This window comes from Psychrosphaera sp. F3M07, assembly GCF_018860345.1.
In the GTDB taxonomy this organism is placed as follows: domain Bacteria; phylum Pseudomonadota; class Gammaproteobacteria; order Enterobacterales; family Alteromonadaceae; genus Psychrosphaera; species Psychrosphaera aquimarina.
In genome coordinates this window covers 396,293-416,295 of sequence record NZ_JAHKPJ010000020.1, presented here as the reverse complement: position 1 = coordinate 416,295, position 20,003 = coordinate 396,293, and the positions used below count along the sequence as shown (strand labels likewise).

Below are 20,003 nucleotides of genomic sequence, written 5' to 3'. Positions count from 1 at the left end.
TTTACAAACTTCTCTAAGATTTCTTGCTCCAAACCCTAATTCAAACTTGTTGTTTTAGCGGCTTGGCGTCTTCCTGACAACGTGGGGCGCATTATAGGGAGATTTTATAATGGCGCAAGTGTTTTATTGAATTAATTTACCGAGTGACTATTATTCCTACACAACGTGTATTTATTGACTTATTTGGTTAAATTTTAAGGTATTATACAGGTAAAAGTGAGGACTTATTATGAATCAAACAAATACAAAAATGTATAACGGTATCGCTCCTAAATTAGAAGATAATGTTTTTATAGAGGGTACTGCTGTACTTTATGGTGATATAACCTTAAAAGAAGACGTTAGCATTTGGCCAATGGTTGCCGCTAGAGGTGATGTTAATACTATTTTCATAGGCGCAAGAAGCAATATTCAGGATGGCAGTGTTTTACATGTCACTAGAAAGTCAGCGTCTAATCCAAATGGTAACCCACTTATTATAGGAGAAGATGTAACTGTCGGGCATAAAGCTATGTTACATGGCTGCACTATAGGTGACCGCGTTTTAGTAGGTATGGGCGCGATTGTTATGGATGGGGCTGTTGTTGGCAATGATTGTATTGTTGGTGCAGGATCTTTAGTGCCACCTCATAAAGTATTAGAAGATGGCTACTTATATGTGGGTAACCCGGTAAAAAAAGTAAGACCGTTAAAAACCAGTGAAATGGAATTTCTAACGGTATCTGCAGATAACTATGTACGCCTTAAGAATGAGTACCTAGAGCAGCTATGATCTTGTTGCATTTTTTCGTTCTATTAAACGTCTTACTGCTCTCTTAGTAATTTTCTAATTTGGGATGTGTCTGGTCGAATGCCGTGCCAAATTAGAAATGACTCTGCCGCTTGTTCCACTAACATACCTAATCCATCGATTGTTTTAACATTTGAGTGGCTATTTTTTATTACGTATTGGTTAAAACTAGTCACATGAGGTTTGTAACTCATATCGTAACTAACTGATATGTGTTTAAAACAAGAGGTGTCCATCTCTGGTACGTCATCGGTTATTGAACAAGAAGTAGAATTGATCACAATATCAAAGTCCCCTTCTATTGTTTCTAATCCACTGGCAAAAAGGTTATTCACATTTATAGCACTTACTATTTGTTCCGCTTTTGATTTGGTTCTATTGGCAATTACTATACTGTGAGGTGACTCTTCGATTAACGCGAGTATTGCGCCTTTTGCTGCACCACCAGCACCTAACACTAATATTTTCTTATTAGTCAGACTGAAATTATGAAACTTAAGATCTGTTACTAATCCAATGCCATCGGTGGTGTCTGCTTTATAAATGCCATCATCGATATATAAGGTATTAGCCGCTTGCGCTATTTTAGATTGAGCAGAGGTTTGATCCGCATATTCATACGCATCCTGTTTAAACGGAGTTGTCACATTAAGACCTGTTCCACCATTTGAAAAAAACGCATCTACTGTTTGTTTGAACTGGTCTGGTTCAGACTCTAACAAGGTATAACTCAACTCAATATTAAGTTGCTTGGCAAATGTTTGATGAATTAGTGGCGATTTAGAGTGGGCAATTGGATTACCAATAACAGCAAATTGTTTCATTAGATACGATTCAAGGTAGTTGAGTTATCAAGATAGTCTCGAAATTCAGCTTTGATCACAAGGTCATAACAATAATTTATATGTATAAGTTAAACTCCTCTGGGTATTTGGGGAAATTTAACTTATACGATTCTCGATGAAGATTATTATTAACGGCTTAACCAGTTTCTAGGTACTAGATACTCATTCAATTTAGCTTCTTGGCTATTTTCATCTGGTGAGTATTGATACTCCCAACGTACTAAAGGAGGTAACGACATTAATATAGACTCAGTTCTGCCACCGGTTTGTAAACCAAATAATGTCCCGCGATCAAAGACTAAGTTGAACTCTACGTAGCGGCCCCGACGGTATAATTGAAACTGACGTTGTGCTTCATTATATTCATCGTCTTTTCTAGCGTGAACAATTGGTACGTATGCTTGGCAAAATCCACGACCGATATTTTGAGTAAATTCGAAACACTTATCAAAACCCCATTCGTTTAAGTCGTCGTAAAACAGACCACCAACACCACGAGTTTCATCTCTGTGTTTTAAATAGAAATATTCGTCACACCATTTTTTATATTTATCGTACAAGTCATCACCAAACGGTTGGCAAATATCTAATGCCGTTTGATGCCAATGAATAACATCTTCATCTTTTGGGTAATATGGCGTTAAGTCAAAACCACCGCCAAACCACCAAACTGGATCTTCACCTTCTTTTTCAGCAATAAAAAAACGGACATTAGCGTGAGTTGTTGGAATATGTGGATTATGTGGATGTATAACCAAAGACACACCGCAGGCATTAAAGCTGCGCCCTTTTAATTCAGGTCGATGTGCGGTAGCAGATGCCGGCATATTAGCACCATAAACATGGGAGAAGTTCACACCTGCTTGCTCAAACAAGTTTCCGTTCTTTAATACTCGAGAGCGCCCACCTCCCCCTTCTTCTCTTTGCCATTGATCTTGTTCAAACGCTTTACCATCAAGCTCAGTTAACGTGGTGCAAATATCATCCTGCAATGACTGCAAGAAACGTTTAACTTGTTCTAACATTGTATTTTCCAACTTAACTCCTTATTACTTTTCCGGTAAATGCGTGTTTTATGGTTGAAGGGTTTGTATTCCCACCTAAAGGCTCATCTACATAAACAGCAACTTTATCGTCAAACAGTTCTTGCAGTTCATTTAACGTTTCACATGTTGGCTGACCCGTTAAATTAGCGCTAGTAGAAACAATAGCGTCCTCGAATTCATTACATAAATTTATGACTGTTGGGTGGTTGGTAATTCGCACCGCAATTAGATCGCTGCCACCTGTAACCCAATGTGGTGCTATCTCTGAACAAGGTAATAACCAAGTTACAGGGCCAGGCCAAGAATCAAATACTTGTTGTTTAATATCTGAGGATAGCTTTTTTATATCTACATATTTTTCCACTTGTGCAAAGTCAGCGGCAATTAATATTAACCCTTTTTCTATTGGTCTTTGTTTGATCGTTAGCAAATGGTTTACCGCGATTTCACTTTGCGGATCACATCCCATCCCCCATACAGCTTCTGTTGGATAAACAATAACTTGGTCTTGTTTTAATGCAGCAACAGCTGCCTTTCTTATTACATTATCTTTCATATTAATCAGCTTTTGGTGGCACTCGAACATGGTGGTTACAATTAGGGCAATGTAATTCATTATTATGTTCTGTCATTACAGCCCAATCACACTCATCACATTTTACCGCAATTGGTTTTTGATTTAATAGATAATCGCACTTGGGGTATTGATCACAAGCATAAAAGCTTTTGCCTTTTTTATTCGCCCGCATATGTAATTCACCCTTTTGGCATAAAGGGCAATCTACAGGCTCATAATCATCATCATCGTCATCTTTAACAGTAAAACTACAATCAGGGTAATTTAAACAACCGATAAACATTCCAAACTTACCGGTTTTAACCGCCAAATCTCCTTCACATTCTGGGCAACAAACATCATCTAGGATTTTTAAAGTTTGTACTTCGGAGGATTGGGATAAAGCGCGCGTGTAATCACAAACAGGATAAGTAACACAGGCTAAAAAGGCACCAGACGAGCCTGTTTTGATGGTTAACTCTGAGTTACATTTAGGACAGAATTCTTTTGTTTTAGTAGATTCAAACGGATTATCTTGGTCCGGGGTCATATGCTCAGAAGTCGAATAAATGAAATTTGCAGTGGATCTTATCCACTACAAATTTATAAGCAATCAAAAGTTAATCAATTATTAATCTAAATCAGAAAGTGCTTAGTGTAATGTGCCGTCAAATTCATCAAATACTAGATTTTCCATTTGCTCAAAGGCAGACTCTTTACCGGGCACATTAAATAAAACCATCATGACAACCCACTTCAAGTCTTCTAGTATAATTTCGCTTTCCTCTAATTCCATTACCCTATCAATGACCATTTCTCGAGTAGCAACATCTAATAAATTAATTTGTTCTAAGAAAAGTAAAAAACCTCTACATTCTGCATCTAGTTTAAAACTTTCTTCCAATGTATAAACTCGAGTGGATACGGCGGTTTGCCCTGCAATAAATGGGGCGTTATCAGTGGATTGTAAATCGGCTAAATCTTCTAACCACATTAACGCTTTATAAATATCGTCGTCGTGGAATCCAGCCCTTTTGAGCTCCTTAGATAGTGCATCATCATCTATCCAAACTTCAGAACTGTCATTTACAATATTTTCAAACAAATACAAAAGGATATCAAACATACATTGCCCCTTTGTTTATATAGGCTAGGTTAACTACTTACCTTTAAATAGCCTCCGGGTACTGCAACAATTAACCCTTCGACTTCTAAACTCAACAACTTAGTCAGTACCTGTTCAACAGGTAGATTAGATTGTTGAACGATGACATCAATTGACGTTGTGTCATGTCCTACACTAGCTAACAATTTATCCTCTGCCAAGTCCTTTTTATTAGAAAAATTGTCCGTTTTTGTTAATCCAACGTACTCTTCTATTATATCGTCAATACCTGTCACAATTTTAGCACCTTGTTTGATTAAATGGTGGCAACCTACTGACAAGGGATTAAAGATACTGCCAGGTATCGCAAATACATCTCTCCCTTCTTCTACCGCTATTTGTGCCGTAATAAGAGAACCACTTTTAATGGCTGCTTCTACCACAACGGTGCCATTGGTCATCCCAGCTATAATTCGATTTCGTTTAGGAAAATTGAACTGTACTGGGGGAACGTTAGGTAAAAACTCAGATACCAACAAACCGTCTTGTTCAACAATTTGTTCAGCTAAATATAAATGACGTTTAGGGTAAATTTGATTTAGACCCGATCCCAAAACCGCTATAGTTTGACCCTTAGCCGATAACGCTGCTTTATGTGCAATACCATCAATACCAATCGCTAACCCACTTGTAATCACAACCTGTAAACCAACTAACTCACGAACAAAGTTTTTAGTCACTTGGCTACCATAAGCGGTGGGGTTGCGGCTACCAACAAACGCTAACTGAACTTGGTTTAATAATTTGATGTTGCCTTTTAAAAATAATAAGACAGGTGGTCTGGCAGTATTGAATAATAAACTTGGGTACAACATATGATTAAATGGCAATACAAGTATTTGTTGTGATGTTAACCAATCGACTAACCTGTCTATATATTGCCAATCCGGCATTAATAGTTTGGTTATTTGTTTGGGAGATAATTTATAATTAGGAAGCTCACTTTCTGGGAGTTGGAATACGCTTAATACATTGGGCAATAACGCTTCTAATTTTTTTAACGATCCTATGCCTAATTGGGGGCAAAGATATAGCGCCATCCATAATCGTAATTCCGATTTAGACAAAAGTTCTGAGTCTTTGAATTCATCCATAAACACCCCACATTCCCAATAATAGAAACATAGTAAACTAACTGAATAATTGCGAATTTATAATGACGGAATAATAACCATCAATTCCTGTTAAAATTGGGGATATAAAGGTAAAATTACTTTATCTGTGTTTGTAGTAGCGATGAGAGTCGACTGACTAAACACCTTATGTTTCCAATATTTTGAGTAAAAGAATAATCATGACTGTATTAAATGTTTTGCAATTCCCAGATGAAAGACTACGCACAGTAGCAAAAGAGATCACTGAAGTAACAGACGAAATAAAAACGCTGATTGACGATATGTTTGACACTATGGATGAAGAGCAAGGCGTTGGCTTAGCCGCTTCTCAAGTCGATCAACATATCCGCTTATTTGTATTAGATACATCGGCGGAACGAGATGAACCTCTAGTTTTTATTAACCCAGTGATCACGCATAAAGAAGGTATGGTGATCAATGAAGAAGGCTGTTTATCAGTTCCTCATTGTTATGCCAAAGTTGAGCGTGCCGAAACAGTAACGGTGACCGCCTTAGATAAAAATGGTGAAGCCTTCACTAAAACCGCTGAAGGCTTAATGGCCATCTGCATCCAACATGAATTAGATCATTTGGATGGCAAACTGTTTGTTGATTATTTGTCACCATTAAAACGTGACCGTATTAAGAAGAAGTTGGAAAAAGAAGCTAAAGCGCTAGCAAAAGAAAAAAGGTAAGTTGAGTGTCAGATAAAAAGTTGAATATTATTTTTGCGGGAACGCCAGAGTTTGCCGCAAAACATTTAGAACACTTAATTGCAAATAACTACAACATCATCGCCTGTTACACTCAACCAGACCGCCCTGCAGGCCGAGGTAAAAAGTTACAACCAAGTGCCGTAAAACAAATTGCACTGGAGCACAACATTCCGGTTTGCCAACCTCAATCATTAAAGACAGACGAAGCTCTAGATGAATTGTCTGCATGGAATGCTGACCTAATGATAGTGGTCGCTTATGGTTTATTACTGCCTAAAGCAGCATTAGATGCACCTAAACATGGTTGCATCAATGTACATGGCTCGTTATTGCCCAAATGGCGAGGTGCCGCGCCAATTCAACGTTCTGTTTTAACTGGTGACGCTGAAACTGGTGTCACCATTATGCAAATGGATGTTGGCCTTGATACTGGCGATATGTTGTTAGTTGAAAAGTGTGACATTACTGATCAAGACACAAGCGGCTCTATTTATGAAAAATTACAACTAATTGGCCCTAACGCATTAACCAAAACAGTTGATCAAATTGCAGCTGGAACAACTACTCCAGTAAAACAAAATGATGCATTGGCAACGTACGCCCATAAATTAACTAAACAAGAAGCGCTCATTGATTGGACATTACCAGCCAATGAAGTTGAAAGAGCAATCCGCGGTTATCAACCTTGGCCTGTGGCATATACAAATTTAAGTGGTAATACGGTAAAAGTTCTGCAAGCCGAAATAGTGACTTTCTCAGATAAACCTGCCGGTGAAATTATTAGCGCCGATAAAACAGGTATTACTGTGGCCACAGCAAAAGGCGCAATTAATATTACTCAATTACAACCTCAGGGTAAAAAACCAATGTCGGTCACTGACTTTATAAATGGTCGTGCAGATTGGGTTAAACCAGGAACCAACTTGTTAGTGGATGCAAATTAGAACTTCATTATGAATAAAACTAAAAACGTAAGAGCAGAAGCAGCAAAATGTTTGGTCGCCGTATTAGATAAGGGATTATCATTATCTGATGTATTGCCTAAATCGCAAGCTAACCTAGCCCCTAAAGACGCCCCTTTACTACAAGAGATATGTTTTGGCGTATTACGTTATTTTCCAAAATATGACTCAATAACTAATTTATTATTAAGTAAAAAACTTAAAGGCAAGCAACGCATATTCCATCATCTGATCATTGTTGGTTTATATCAGATAGACAAAATGCGTATTCCTGAACACGCTGCAGTTGCAGAAACAGTACAAGCCACTGTTGTACTTAAAGCTCCTGGACTAAAAGGGTTAGTAAATGCCTGCTTACGTAACTTCACTAGAAATAAAGAGGCTTTAGAATCTAAAACTGACAATTTGGTTACTCAATATAGCCACCCAAGTTGGTTTATAAAGCGTATTCAAGCAGCCTACACTGATAACTGGACGTATGTTTTAGAACAAAACTTAGAGCGTTCACCTATGTGGTTGCGTGTACATACCAATAACGTTTCAATTGATACTTTTATAGAAGAATTAAACAAGGCGAATATTGCGTTTGAACAGCCTTTAACACACAAAACTGGTATTTTGCTCAACAAACCTAGTCCTGTTGAGTCCATTCCTGGATTTGAGCAAGGCTGGTTTACTGTACAAGATGGCGCAGCTCAACATGCTGCACTGTTGTTAGAACCTAAAGATGGTGAGTTAATTCTAGATGCATGTGCTGCCCCGGGCGGTAAAACATGTCACGTATTAGATTTAGCAACCTGTGATATGGTGGCTGCAGATATTGATGAAAATAGACTAGAGCGTGTAAGCCAAAATCTAACGCGTTTAGGTGAAGACGCTAAAATTATTTGCGGTGATTTATCCGACCCAAGCGTTATTGATGAAACTATCACGTTTGATCGCATTCTGTTGGATGCTCCTTGCTCTGCAACAGGTGTCATTCGTCGTCACCCTGACATAAAGTGGCTTAGGCGTAATGAAGATATCGAAGCACTAGCTGAACTACAGAAAAAAATACTCGATACTTTATGGCTAAAGCTGAAACCTGGCGGCATTATGTTATATGCCACTTGCTCAGTGTTACCAGAAGAAAACAAGCGTCAAATGGCGCAATTTTTACTCAATACCCATGATGCTCAATTAGTAAAAATAGATAATTCAGAAACAAATGAAGCGCCTGGTTGGCAAATATTACCAGGTCAGCTTAATATGGATGGGTTCTATTACTGTCGCTTGATGAAAACATTAAGTTAATAATAAAAATAACAGGTTAGTTACTATCTCGATATGAAGATAATTATATTAGGTGCAGGACAAGTCGGTGCGACTTTAGCAGAAAATCTTACCAGTGAAGAAAATGAAATCACAGTGGTGGATATTGACGCAGAAAAATTACATGAATTACAAGACAAACTCGACTTACAAGTTGTATGTGGTCACTGCTCTCACCCTGATGTATTAAGACAAGCAGGCGCAGAAGATGCAGATATGTTAATTGCCGTTACTCGAAGTGACGAAGTGAACATGATGGCCTGCCAAGTTGCCTATAGTATATTTTCTACTCCTACTAAAATTGCCCGAATTCGTTCTCAGCAATACTTAAAATATAAAGAGCAGTTATTCCATAATCATGATTTGCCGGTTGATCATTACATTGCTCCTGAGCAACTAGTTACTCAATATATACATCGTTTAATAGAATACCCAGGTGCACTGCAAGTGTTAGAGTTTGCCGGCGGTAAAGTGTCATTGGTTGCCGTCAAAGCTTACTATGGCGGTTCTTTGGTTGGATACGCTTTGTCCGCATTAAAAGAACATATGCCTACAGTAGAAACTCGAGTAGCGGCTATTTACCGTAAAGGTCAAGCAATCAAACCATTAGGTACCACAGTTATCGAAGCCGATGACGAAGTGTTTTTTGTTGCTGCATCAAAACATATACGATTAGTGATGAACGAGTTACAAAAACTCGAAGAAAGTTATAAACGTATTATGATAGTTGGTGGAGGTAATATTGGTGCTGGTTTAGCTAGAATTTTAGAAACTCAATATCGGGTAAAACTGATTGAACGAAACCAAAAACGAGCAGAATATTTATCACAACGACTTGAGCATACAGTAGTATTTACCGGCGACGCTTCTGATCAAGAGTTATTAGCTGAAGAGCAAATCGACCAGACCGATGTTTTCATTGCTGTCACAAATGACGATGAAGCCAATATCATGTCCGCCATGTTAGCGAAACGCATGGGTGCAAGAAAAACCATGGTACTTATACAACGCAGTGCGTATGTTGATCTAGTTCAGGGTGGTGAAATAGACATTGCCATCTCGCCACAACAGGCTACTATTTCTGCGTTACTGACTCATGTTAGACGCGCTGATATTGAAAATGTATATTCATTACGCCGTGGTGCTGCGGAGGCCATTGAAGCCATTGCGCATGGTGACGAAAACAGTTCTAAAGTCGTTGGACGTGCAATACAAGAGTTAAAATTGCCTCCTAGAACAACAATAGGTGCAATAGTAAGAGGCAATGACGTTCTTATTGCACACGATGATACGGTTATTAATAGTAACGACCATGTCATATTATTTTTAGTGGATAAAAAACATATAACGGAAGTTGAAAAATTATTCCAAGTGAATGCATTTTTCTTATAAATATTATGAATAATCAAAGCACAGAACACAGCAGTCAAGATAACAACACTGAAGGTTACCAAGGCAACTATTTCGGCTTTGGTCATATCATTCGTTGGGTTGGTATAAGCTTAATTATTATTGCAGGGATGACTTACCTAGCCTATCACTTAGGTTCCAATGAAAATATAATTAAAATAAACCAACTAAACAAAGACATTAACCAGTTGGGACAAGTTAGTTCGTTAGACGCTTTAGTAACTGAATTTCAATCCATTAGCGAAGACCTTAAATTATCGAGTAATGAACGTTCTCGATTAACTGAATTACTTGATCAGATAATCCAACACAAAACCAACTTAAAACAAGCTGAGAGTGAGCTCCAGCAAACTAAGCTTTCTTTTTCTAATATTACAACTCGATATAAAAACCAAATAGCACAGTTAGAAACAGAAAACACTGAACTAAAAGCGCAACTTAAAAAAGTTGAATCTGCAATGTCATATTCTCACGGTACGGTTAAAAACTTTTCGATCAGTGTGAATGACTCTTACTCTATGTTATCTGAACCAACTTCTCGTATAGGGCTTCAACGAATTCTTAATAATGGCAGTGCTCAAATATATGTGGGTAACGCATTAATGTTTTTCCATATTGGTCATACATTAAGATTTAGATTTGCGCCGAACTGGCTATGTGATGTGACGTTAATAAAAATTGATGATGTTGCAGAAAAAGTAGAATTTGAATATGTATGTAAGCTTAACAATTAGTAATTAATCCCCTGAGTTAATATCTATAGATAATTAGCTCAGGGATTAGCCATGTTAATTACGCCAAAATGCTGGGGTAAATAACACCAATAAAGTAAATATCTCAAGTCGTCCAAACACCATAGCTAACATTAGTATCCACTTAGCGCTGTCACTTACACTGGCATAATTCACCGCAACTTCACCTAACCCTGGGCCTAAGTTATTTAAGCACGCAGCCGTTGCTGTAAACGCAGTAATATTATCTAACCCGGTACCAATCAAACACATCATAATCACAACAAAGATCAATGTATAAGCAGAAAAGAATCCCCATACCGCTTCAACAACTCGGTCAGGTAACGCTTTTTTTCCCATTTTTATTGAAAAAATAGCCTTTGGATGAATTAAACGATTTAATTCACGAAGTCCTTGTTTAAACAACAAAATCACCCTTACTACTTTTAATCCACCACCAGTAGAGCTGGCACAACCGCCAATAAAAGAACTAAAAATCAAAAGGATGGGTAGAAATACTGGCCAAGTAGAAAAGCTCGTTGTAGCAAACCCTGCGGTGGTAGACATAGATACAGATTGAAACAGCGCTTTATCCAAGGATTCAAAGTTAGACGCGTATTCACTTTGATCAACCAAAACGTACCAACATAATAATACTAAAGCTAATTGGATATATAAAAACACCCTAAACTCTGGATCTCGTATATATTGTTTTATCGAGCGATTTGTCATCGCTGCATAATGCAAAGAAAAGTTAGCTGCTGAAATTAACAAAAACACCACACAGACTAAATTAATTGCAGTGCTGTCGTAATATCCAATACTGGCGTCGTGATTAGAGAAACCACCAATTGCGACGGTAGAGAATGCATGGCTTATGGCATCAAACACATTCATACCAGCAAGCCAATAACTGACTGCACATAACGTAGTTAGTGCCACGTAGATGTACCAAAGATGTTTTGCGGTATCCGCTATTTTCGGTGTCATCTTACTGTCTTTCATAGGACCCGGTATTTCAGCTCGATACAACTGCATCCCACCGACCCCTAATATTGGTAGGATAGCCACAGCTAACACAATGATCCCCATTCCTCCTAACCATTGTAATTGCTGACGGTAAAACTGTATCGCTTTAGGTAAGAAGTCTAGTCCCGTTAATACAGTAGCACCCGTGGTAGTTAAGCCAGAAAATGATTCAAAAAATGCATCTGCTAAACCAATCTCTGGGGTTGTTGAGAAAATAAATGGCAAAGCACCAAAAGAGCCAAGAACTAACCAAAAGAAGACAACAATTAAGAAACCTTCCCGGGTTCTCAAATCTGCTTTTTGCATCCTGTTGGGGTACCAGATCAATATACCGGCGATTAAGTTAAAGAAGAATGCGATGATAAAAGGCACACCACCGCCATCGTTATAGATAATTGACACAATAGCTGGCGGTAACATCGCCACACTAAATAACGCAATTAACAAACCTAGTATTCTAACTATCGCACGGTATTGCATTGTATTCTCTTATTTTAAGTCTAACTCGCGAGTCATATTTTCATTACGTTCGGTATGAACAATAATATTGTCCTCAATCCGAATACCGCCAAATGGCTTAAACTCAGCAACTTTATCCCAGTTCACCATACTTTCTAAATTTGTACCCTTTAGGTCTGCTAATAACGTATCAATAAAGTACAAACCAGGTTCAATTGTAAACACCATATCGGCTTCTATATGTCGAGTTGTTCTCAAAAATGGGTGATCTTTTGGTGAAGCCACATGTGTGCCTCTATCATCTCCCATAAACCCACCCACGTCATGCACTTGAAGTCCTAAATGATGACCTAAACCATGTGGAAAAAAAGTACGGACTAAGCCAGATTCTAACGCTTGTGCCGCTGGTACTTTGATAATGTTAAATTGCTCTAACGTATTTGCGATTAATGCATGAGTTTGCACATGTAAATCAACATACGAACCACCAGGTTTTAGCGCAGCCCCCATATCGGTCGTGATTTGATCAACGGATTTGATTAATTCGGCAAATTCATTGGTTTTATCAAATGCATAAGTACGAGTAATGTCCGCAGCGTAACCATTAAATGAAGCGCCAGCATCAATCAAAAAGCTTTTTGGTGAGGTAGGTTTATTACGTAAAAAATGGGTGTAATGTAAAATCGAAGCATTTTCATTTAACGCAACGATGTTGCCATATGGTGTTTCAGATTCTAAATGCTGGCATGCATCTAAATAAGCCATTTGAATGCCATATTCAGATTCCCCAGCATAAAAAGCCTCTTTTGCTGCGTTATGCCCTAATACCGCTAATCTATTGGCTTCACGTAGGCAATGTTTTTCGTAATCTGATTTATAGGCACGCTGATAATGTAAAAAGCTCACTAAGCTGTCTGGATTAATGTGACCAAAGTTAAGTGCTTTTGCTACATCTACACTTTGACCTAAATACGCCATATTAGAGCGGTCATAAGGTAATAACTGTCCAACGTCTGCAGGGCTTTTTAAATAAACAATTTCAACTTGTTCGGTCCAATACTCAGTAGGTTCATCTGGCACTTTATGCCAAAAGTCCACTGGACGATAAAAAATTAATTTAGGTTTGTTTTTGCCATCAACGATTAACCAACAATGTGGATTATCAACAATAGGCAACCAAGCTTTAAATTGAGGATTAACTTTAAACGGGTAATCCATATCATCTAAAAACTGTCTAATCGGCTGGCCACTATGAATAACAAATGCATCTAAACGTTCATTTAATAATGTTTGTTGCGCTAATTTTTGTAGACGTTTGATATGTTCAGGAAATGTGGATGATAAAGAAGAAAGTAAAGACATGATCGCGGCTCCGTATTTTTAATCAGAGTTTAGCATCTAAAAGCTTTTGGAATAAACAAGTTAGCAATAAATGAAGTAAAAATCAGCGATATACTTGGGATCTTGACCACAAACAGAAAAAGACCGCTAAAGTGTTGGGCTTATTACTGCGTCTTGTGATTTGGCAAACACATTATCCGTACGCTTCAGTAACTTTTGGTAAACTTCTGTATACGCCATTACAGCTTTTACATAGTTCCTAGTTTCTTTATACGGTATGGTTTCAATCCATGCGTCGGCCGCCATTTCTTTTTCTGGCAACCAACGTTTCACTTTTGAAAATCCAGCGTTATAGGCCGCGGTTGCTACAATGGGGTTTCCTTTACTTTTTTTCATCAAATAAGAAAGGTAATTAGTCGCAAGTTTTACGTTTTTCTCTGGTTTAAATAGCTGTTTTCTTCTGACTTTTGATTTAGCCATATAACTTGCTGTGCTTGGTTTAATTTGCATTAACCCTGCAGCTCCAGCCGATGAATAGGCATCATGCATAAATGAACTTTCTCTTCGGGCGATTGCAAAAACAAATGCTGGGTCGACCACATTATTTTTCGCACTCGTAGATAAGATACTTTTATAGGCAAGCGGAAAACGTAAATTCACATCATTTAAATAACCCACCGCAGCCAAAGTAAATATGGGTCTGTCGTACCAACCCCAATTATAAGCAAGTTTTGCCGCCGCCAATTTTTCGCGGGTTGTTGAATATTTGATTAATAAGTTCCATTCTTTTCTCGCGTCATTTAAGCGGTTTAACTTAAATAACTCAAACGCACGTTGCATGACTTTTGAACTACCTACATTAATAAAGTCACGTTCGAGTATCTCTAAAGGTTCGTGGCGTAAGTTTGCCTCAACACCCATTTTATTAGCCGCAAGAAAGCCGTAATAATCACGTCGTTCCGATAATTCCGAAAACGCACGTTTTGACCAAGTTTGATCACCAAGCTCATCCAGCGCCCTTGCCTTCCAATACACCACAGATTCGTCTGTTTGCATTTGTTCCGGTAAGGAAGACATGATATTTAATGTTTGTTGCCAATCCCCTTTTTCTAAACTGTAAGCCAATCGCCACTGTTTAACCGACTCATCGACAACTTCTTCAGGCACTTTCAATAACCACTCTAAGCTTGAATCGTGTGTTGTGACGGCATAAGCCAAAGCAATACGTTTGGTTAAATAATTCACTTCTGTTTCGGTAAAAGCAAATTTAGGAGAGAGTTCAGACCAAAGGTTATCTACCTTTTCTGGTGCAACAAACACCAATTTGTTTAAGGCAAATAATAAAATGTCTTTTTCTTTGTCGTTGTAGAGTAAAAAGAAGTTAGTTTTTGCCACGTTAGCAGGACGAGTTACCACTGATTTCCATAAACTGGCTAGGTGTGTATCGGAAGGGTCTAATAAATTTTTTAAATAGGATAACAAACCATAGTTTTTTTGTTTGGCAGCTAAAATCAAACGCTCTAAAGCTTTGTCTGTAGTTAAATAACCTGCCTTTTGCCACTTGTTAAACAAAAAATTACATTCTTTAGGTTGAGAAAACGGAGCCATCCATAACTCTGTCACTTGCGGTAATATATGCTGTTCTGACGCCCCATTTTGTAATTGCCATGTTAAATTTAAACAGGTTAATCGAGTATCACCAACATCAACGTATTCTTCTAGGAAAGCTTGTCTTAATTGCCCATCCGCTAAATATTGTAACCATGCTTTTTGTAATTTATGGGAAAAAGGAGCATCTGGATAACGAGATAATAGACGAGTAATGCGGTGTTTATTTGCCAACGACATATTACGAACAAGGTAAATAGCTTCTGCATATGGCGCCAAAGGATAATCTACAATTTCATCAGCGATATCTAAGTATGAAGATTTGGTTCCGTATCTAGCTTCATGCTCTACTTTTAAATATAAATCTCTTATTTGCTCAATGTCTTGCGCATTAATGCTATAAGCAAAAAACGCACAAAAAATTAATAACATTTTATTGAACAAATTAACCATTTAAATCACATAACCTTAAAACAAAGATTGATTAAACCAATAGATATAAAAATTAACAGCAGTTAAACAACATTTAACTAATATTAAGTTAAGTAGATTAATTAGCAATCGTTATACCAAGTAAAAATATGATTACAGTTAAATTCAAACAGTCGTTTAAAAACATTGCTTTTTTAGTGAAGTCGAGTAACACTCTACCAACTAATTAGACCTGTTGTATTTAACCTCTATATAAATACCAAGCTAGGAGATAAGACATGTTGTTTAAAGGTGAAACCCTTTTTGTAGATTTACAAAGTGATGGCATTGCCCATTTTACTTTTGACTCACCAGGCTCAGTAAATAAATTCGACCAACAAACCATTCAAGAATGTAAATTAGCGACTGCAGCTATTAATGAAAACACTGATGTTAAGGGTGTTTTGGTAAGCTCAGCTAAATCTACATTTATCGTTGGCGCTGATATCACTGAATTTTTAGGTTTTTTCAAAAATGATGAAGCTGATTTAATTAAGTGGATTAAAAGCAGCTCAGACATGTTTGATGGTATTGAAGACATTAAAGTCCCGACTATTACGGCCATTTCTGGATTTGCATTAGGTGGCGGTTTTGAGTTTTGTTTAGCGACCGACATGCGAGTAGCAGACGAAACAGCTCAAATAGGTTTACCAGAGAATAACTTAGGTTTAATTCCTGGTTTTGGAGGTACCGTTAGACTTCCTCGCCTTATTGGTCCTGACAATGCATTAGAGTGGATCACATCAGCACGACCTCAAAAAACTAAAAAAGCCATTGCTATCGGTGCAATTGATGCAGTCACTTCAAGTGATAAATTAATCGAAGTTGCAACTAAAATGTTAACGGATGCAATAAACGGTAAATTAGATTGGCAATCACGTCGTCAACAAAAAACTAGTCCTATTAACTACAGCGCAACTGAAATTGAAAATGGTTCATTGGTAGCAAAAACAATGGTGATGGCAAAAGCAGGTAAACATTACCCAGCACCAATCGCTGCGGTAGAATCTGTTTATTCTGGTGCTTTATTGCCTAGAGCAGAAGCTATGTTAATTGAGAATCGCTTGTTTGCCACTCTTGCAAAAACAGATACGGCAACGGCCATGATTGGTACATTCCTAAATGACCAATATGTAAAAGGCATTGCTAAAAAAGCGGCAAAAGGTTCAAAAATTACCGTAAAACAAGCGGCTGTTTTAGGTGCTGGGATTATGGGTGGTGGTATTGCTTACCAATCGGCTTCTAAAGGTACACCGATAGTTATGAAAGATATCAATCAAACAGCCATTGATTTAGGACTTTCAGAAGCATCAAAAATACTTAACAAGAAGTTAGCTAAAGGCCGTATCGACGGTAAAGCATTTGCATCGACTTTAACTAACATAGTTCCTACTCTTAGTTATGATTCGTTAAAAGACACTGATTTTGTCATTGAAGCGGTTGTTGAAAACCCTAATGTTAAAGCATCTGTATTAGCCGAAACTGAACAAAATGTTTCTGCTGATACTATTCTGACATCCAATACATCTACGATTTCAATTAACAAACTGGCTAAAAGTCTTAAACGCCCAGAAAACTTCTGTGGTATGCATTTCTTTAACCCAGTGCCATTAATGCCATTAGTTGAAATCATCCGTGGTGAAAACACCTCAGACGAAACTATTGCTGCAACGGTTGCTTACGCAAGCAAAATGGGTAAAACACCAATTGTTGTCAATGACTGCCCTGGCTTTTTTGTAAACCGCGTTTTGTTCCCTTATTTTGCAGGCTTCAGCTTATTACTAAATGATGGCGCTGACTTTACTAAAGTAGATAAAGTTATGGAGCGTGAATTTGGTTGGCCAATGGGACCTGCATTCTTATTAGATGTTGTTGGTATTGATACCGCAGATCATTGTACTGATGTTATGTCTGACGGCTTTCCAACTCGTATGCCAAAACTAGATAAAGACCCAGTTACTACATTGTACAAAAACAATATGTTTGGTCAGAAAAATGGTAAAGGTTTTTATACTCACTCTTTAGATAAACGCGGCCGCCCTGCTAAAACTGTTGATGCATCTACAGTTGCATTACTAGCTGACATTGCACCAGCAAACAAAGACTTTGATAAAGCAGAAGTAATTAACCGTTTGATGATACCTATGATCAACGAAACTATTCGTTGTTTAGAAGAAGGTATAATTGCTTCACCTGCAGAAGCAGATATGGCCTTATTATATGGTGTTGGTTTCCCTCCATTTAGAGGTGGTATATTCCGTTACGTTGATACTGTAGGACTAGCGGAGTTTGTTGCACAAGCAGACAAATATGCTCATATGGGTGAGATATATCAAGTCACCGATAAAACTCGTGAAATGGCTAAAACTGGCCAAACTTTTTATACAGCCTAGTAGGAGCAAGAAAATGAAAAATGTAGTTATTGTAGATTGTGTACGCACCGCTATGGCTAAAGCACGTAACGGGATGTTCAGTCACGTAAGAGCTGAAGATTTATCAGCCGCCGTAATGAAATCATTATTAGCACGTAACCCACAAGTTGACGCATCTGAACTAGATGACGTTATTTGGGGTTGTGTTATGCAAACCTTAGAACAAGGTTTTAATGTTGGTCGTCAAGCAGCTTTATTAGCTGGTATTCCAACTTCTGTTCCAGCTGTTACTGTAAACCGTCTTTGTGGTTCATCAATGCAAGCATTGCACGATGCTGCAGCTAAGATTATGTCTAATCAAGGAGACATGTTCCTAATTGGCGGTGTTGAGCATATGGAACACGTTCCTATGACACATGGCTTAGACTTTCATCCTGGATTAAACCTATCAACTGCACAAGCTGCTGGTTCAATGGGGTTAACTGCTGAAGCACTAGCGCGTAAATATGATATCAGTAGACAAATGCAAGATGAGTTTGGTGCTCGCTCTCATCAACTTGCACACCAAGCAACAATCAACGGCCACTTCGCCAATGAGATCATTCCTGTTGAAGGTCATGATGTTAATGGTGCATTAACTATGTGTGACTATGATGAAGTTATTCGTCCAGAGTCGACAGTTGAATCGTTATCAGCTTTGCGCCCGGTTTTTAATCCAGTTAATGGTACTGTTACAGCTGCTACTTCTTCTGCCTTATCTAATGGTGCTTCAGGCATGTTAGTAATGAGTGAAGACAAAGCGAAAGCGTTAGGGTTAACTATCAGAGCTAGAGTTAAATCGATGGGTGTATCAGGTTGTGAGCCATCGACTATGGGGTGGGGTCCTGTTCCAGCAACTGCTATTGCCCTTAAACGTGCAGGTTTAGCCGTGACCGATTTACAACAATTTGAGCTAAATGAAGCGTTTGCGGCTCAGGCCTTATCAGTAATGAAAGGATTAGATATTCTAGATCGTATGGATTCTATTAATGTTAATGGCGGCGCTATTGCTTTAGGACACCCTCTTGGTTGTTCTGGTGCAAGAATATCAACAACATTAATTAACAATATGGAAAGAAACGATACTGAACTAGGTTTAGCTACTATGTGTATTGGTTTTGGCCAAGGTATTGCCACAATCTTCGAACGTGTAAATTAATTATTAACTTAGGAAGCTAACATAACGCTTATGCAGCCTTAATTAATTTTTAATTTGATAATAAAAAGGTGTTTAGTCCTCGACTTAAACACCTTTTTTTATCAAAATTGTATTATGAACTTCTACCGGAATTTATAATGAGTTTTAACCCTGAAAATATATCATCAGATCAAACATTAGATGCTTTAGGTCTACGTTGCCCAGAGCCAGTTATGATGGTTAGAAAATCAATTAGAGCCATGGAGTTAGGACAAACGCTATTGATCACTGCCGATGATCCCGCCACAGTAAGAGATATTCCTTCTTTTTGTCGCTTTATGGGACATGATTTAGTTGAGCAGTTTATTGAAAGTTCACCATTTTATTTTTTAATTAAAAAGCAAAGTTAATTTAGGTTATCGAACGGATTCTACTTTATTTATTTGAATATGACTTGGGCCTGTAGTCGACATTTTTAGTATAAATGTATAATAACCTGTTTCTTTTGGCTTTAATTCCAAAGGTTTTTGAATAGGTGTTGAATTTAGCTTTTCAAAATCATACGTACAATCAAGTTCTAACCATTTTCCTAATTTCACACTCCTGTCTTCTATTTTTTTATAGCCGCAATTTTTGTTTTTTGACCATTGTTTATCAGCAACCTTAATATGATATGGGTTTCCGTCAGCTTCTATTTTCGTTGTTACAATTTTATTTGTAGTGTCTTCTATTGGTTTAAACTTATACTCAGGTTTTGCTTCCCACCAAGTAAACTCTGAACGTAGGTATAAATCTGAGTACATATCTTTTGGTTTGCTGCTACATGCCATCAATACGCTAACCAATATCAATAAAACCATTATTTTCATAAACTTCCCTCCGGTCTTTAGATATAAAAA

The 20,003-nt window shown here is 37.8% G+C and carries 19 protein-coding genes; 9 read left to right on the top strand and 10 right to left on the bottom strand.

Going from position 1 to position 20,003, the window contains the following annotated elements:
• Positions 1-229 precede the first annotated feature (229 nt).
• A complete protein-coding gene (locus tag KO505_RS10695; protein ID WP_216055434.1) occupies positions 230-772 on the top strand; it encodes a gamma carbonic anhydrase family protein in 543 nt (180 codons plus the stop codon).
• A gap of 32 nt (positions 773-804) precedes the next feature.
• Here the strand turns inward: KO505_RS10695 and aroE are convergent, their stop codons facing one another.
• From aroE to dprA, 6 genes are all read right to left on the bottom strand, one after another.
• Entirely contained in the window at positions 805-1,614 is an 810-nt protein-coding gene (aroE, locus tag KO505_RS10690; RefSeq protein WP_216055433.1) for a shikimate dehydrogenase, read from the bottom strand.
• Between the two features lie 149 nt (positions 1,615-1,763).
• Positions 1,764-2,660: an oxygen-dependent coproporphyrinogen oxidase gene (hemF, locus tag KO505_RS10685; RefSeq protein WP_371819986.1), complete on the bottom strand. Its 897-nt coding sequence runs from the start codon at positions 2,658-2,660 to the stop codon at positions 1,764-1,766.
• 13 nt (positions 2,661-2,673) lie between these two features.
• A complete protein-coding gene (locus tag KO505_RS10680) occupies positions 2,674-3,237 on the bottom strand; it encodes an L-threonylcarbamoyladenylate synthase (RefSeq protein ID WP_216055431.1) in 564 nt (187 codons plus the stop codon).
• A 1-nt stretch (position 3,238) separates the two neighbouring features.
• Positions 3,239-3,787, bottom strand: coding sequence for a type I DNA topoisomerase (locus tag KO505_RS10675; protein ID WP_216055430.1), 549 nt, complete (start codon positions 3,785-3,787; stop codon positions 3,239-3,241).
• Positions 3,788-3,889: 102 nt separating this feature from the next.
• A complete protein-coding gene (locus KO505_RS10670) occupies positions 3,890-4,363 on the bottom strand; it encodes a DUF494 family protein (protein ID WP_216055429.1) in 474 nt (157 codons plus the stop codon).
• A gap of 29 nt (positions 4,364-4,392) precedes the next feature.
• A complete protein-coding gene (gene dprA, locus KO505_RS10665; RefSeq protein ID WP_216055428.1) occupies positions 4,393-5,496 on the bottom strand; it encodes a DNA-processing protein DprA in 1,104 nt (367 codons plus the stop codon).
• A gap of 200 nt (positions 5,497-5,696) precedes the next feature.
• Here dprA and def point away from each other — a divergent pair, with 200 nt between their 5' ends.
• From def to KO505_RS10640, 5 genes are read left to right on the top strand one after another with little or no spacing between them, the layout of a single operon-like run.
• The gene (gene def / locus KO505_RS10660; protein ID WP_216055427.1) at positions 5,697-6,212 is read left to right on the top strand and encodes a peptide deformylase; all 516 of its coding nucleotides are present in this window, start codon (positions 5,697-5,699) and stop codon (positions 6,210-6,212) included.
• A 5-nt stretch (positions 6,213-6,217) separates the two neighbouring features.
• The gene (fmt, locus tag KO505_RS10655) at positions 6,218-7,177 is read left to right on the top strand and encodes a methionyl-tRNA formyltransferase (protein ID WP_216055426.1); all 960 of its coding nucleotides are present in this window, start codon (positions 6,218-6,220) and stop codon (positions 7,175-7,177) included.
• 9 nt (positions 7,178-7,186) lie between these two features.
• On the top strand, positions 7,187-8,488 hold the full coding sequence (gene rsmB, locus KO505_RS10650) for a 16S rRNA (cytosine(967)-C(5))-methyltransferase RsmB (RefSeq protein ID WP_216055425.1): 1,302 nt from the start codon (positions 7,187-7,189) through the stop codon (positions 8,486-8,488).
• A 33-nt stretch (positions 8,489-8,521) separates the two neighbouring features.
• A complete protein-coding gene (trkA, locus tag KO505_RS10645; protein ID WP_216055424.1) occupies positions 8,522-9,898 on the top strand; it encodes a Trk system potassium transporter TrkA in 1,377 nt (458 codons plus the stop codon).
• A 5-nt stretch (positions 9,899-9,903) separates the two neighbouring features.
• Positions 9,904-10,650, top strand: coding sequence for a hypothetical protein (locus KO505_RS10640; RefSeq protein WP_216055423.1), 747 nt, complete (start codon positions 9,904-9,906; stop codon positions 10,648-10,650).
• A gap of 54 nt (positions 10,651-10,704) precedes the next feature.
• Here the strand turns inward: KO505_RS10640 and KO505_RS10635 are convergent, their stop codons facing one another.
• The 3 genes from KO505_RS10635 to KO505_RS10625 form a co-directional block, all read right to left on the bottom strand.
• A complete protein-coding gene (locus KO505_RS10635; RefSeq protein WP_216055422.1) occupies positions 10,705-12,156 on the bottom strand; it encodes a TrkH family potassium uptake protein in 1,452 nt (483 codons plus the stop codon).
• A gap of 9 nt (positions 12,157-12,165) precedes the next feature.
• On the bottom strand, positions 12,166-13,497 hold the full coding sequence (gene pepQ / locus KO505_RS10630) for a Xaa-Pro dipeptidase (protein ID WP_216055421.1): 1,332 nt from the start codon (positions 13,495-13,497) through the stop codon (positions 12,166-12,168).
• Between the two features lie 126 nt (positions 13,498-13,623).
• A complete protein-coding gene (locus KO505_RS10625; protein ID WP_216055420.1) occupies positions 13,624-15,537 on the bottom strand; it encodes a transglycosylase SLT domain-containing protein in 1,914 nt (637 codons plus the stop codon).
• A gap of 257 nt (positions 15,538-15,794) precedes the next feature.
• Between KO505_RS10625 and fadB the strand changes: the two genes are divergently transcribed.
• The 3 genes from fadB to tusA all read left to right on the top strand — a co-directional run bounded on the left by fadB (position 15,795) and on the right by tusA (position 19,514).
• Complete coding sequence (fadB, locus tag KO505_RS10620; RefSeq protein WP_216055419.1) at positions 15,795-17,948, top strand: fatty acid oxidation complex subunit alpha FadB; 2,154 nt, start codon at positions 15,795-15,797, stop codon at positions 17,946-17,948.
• 13 nt (positions 17,949-17,961) lie between these two features.
• Positions 17,962-19,125, top strand: a complete 1,164-nt coding sequence (gene fadA, locus KO505_RS10615; protein ID WP_216055418.1) for an acetyl-CoA C-acyltransferase FadA — start codon at positions 17,962-17,964, stop codon at positions 19,123-19,125.
• A 137-nt stretch (positions 19,126-19,262) separates the two neighbouring features.
• Positions 19,263-19,514 (top strand): sulfurtransferase TusA, encoded by a 252-nt coding sequence (tusA, locus tag KO505_RS10610; RefSeq protein ID WP_216055417.1) that lies wholly within the window; start codon positions 19,263-19,265, stop codon positions 19,512-19,514.
• A 6-nt stretch (positions 19,515-19,520) separates the two neighbouring features.
• Here the strand turns inward: tusA and KO505_RS10605 are convergent, their stop codons facing one another.
• The gene (locus KO505_RS10605; RefSeq protein ID WP_216055416.1) at positions 19,521-19,973 is read right to left on the bottom strand and encodes a hypothetical protein; all 453 of its coding nucleotides are present in this window, start codon (positions 19,971-19,973) and stop codon (positions 19,521-19,523) included.
• Between the last annotated feature and the right edge of the window lie 30 nt (positions 19,974-20,003).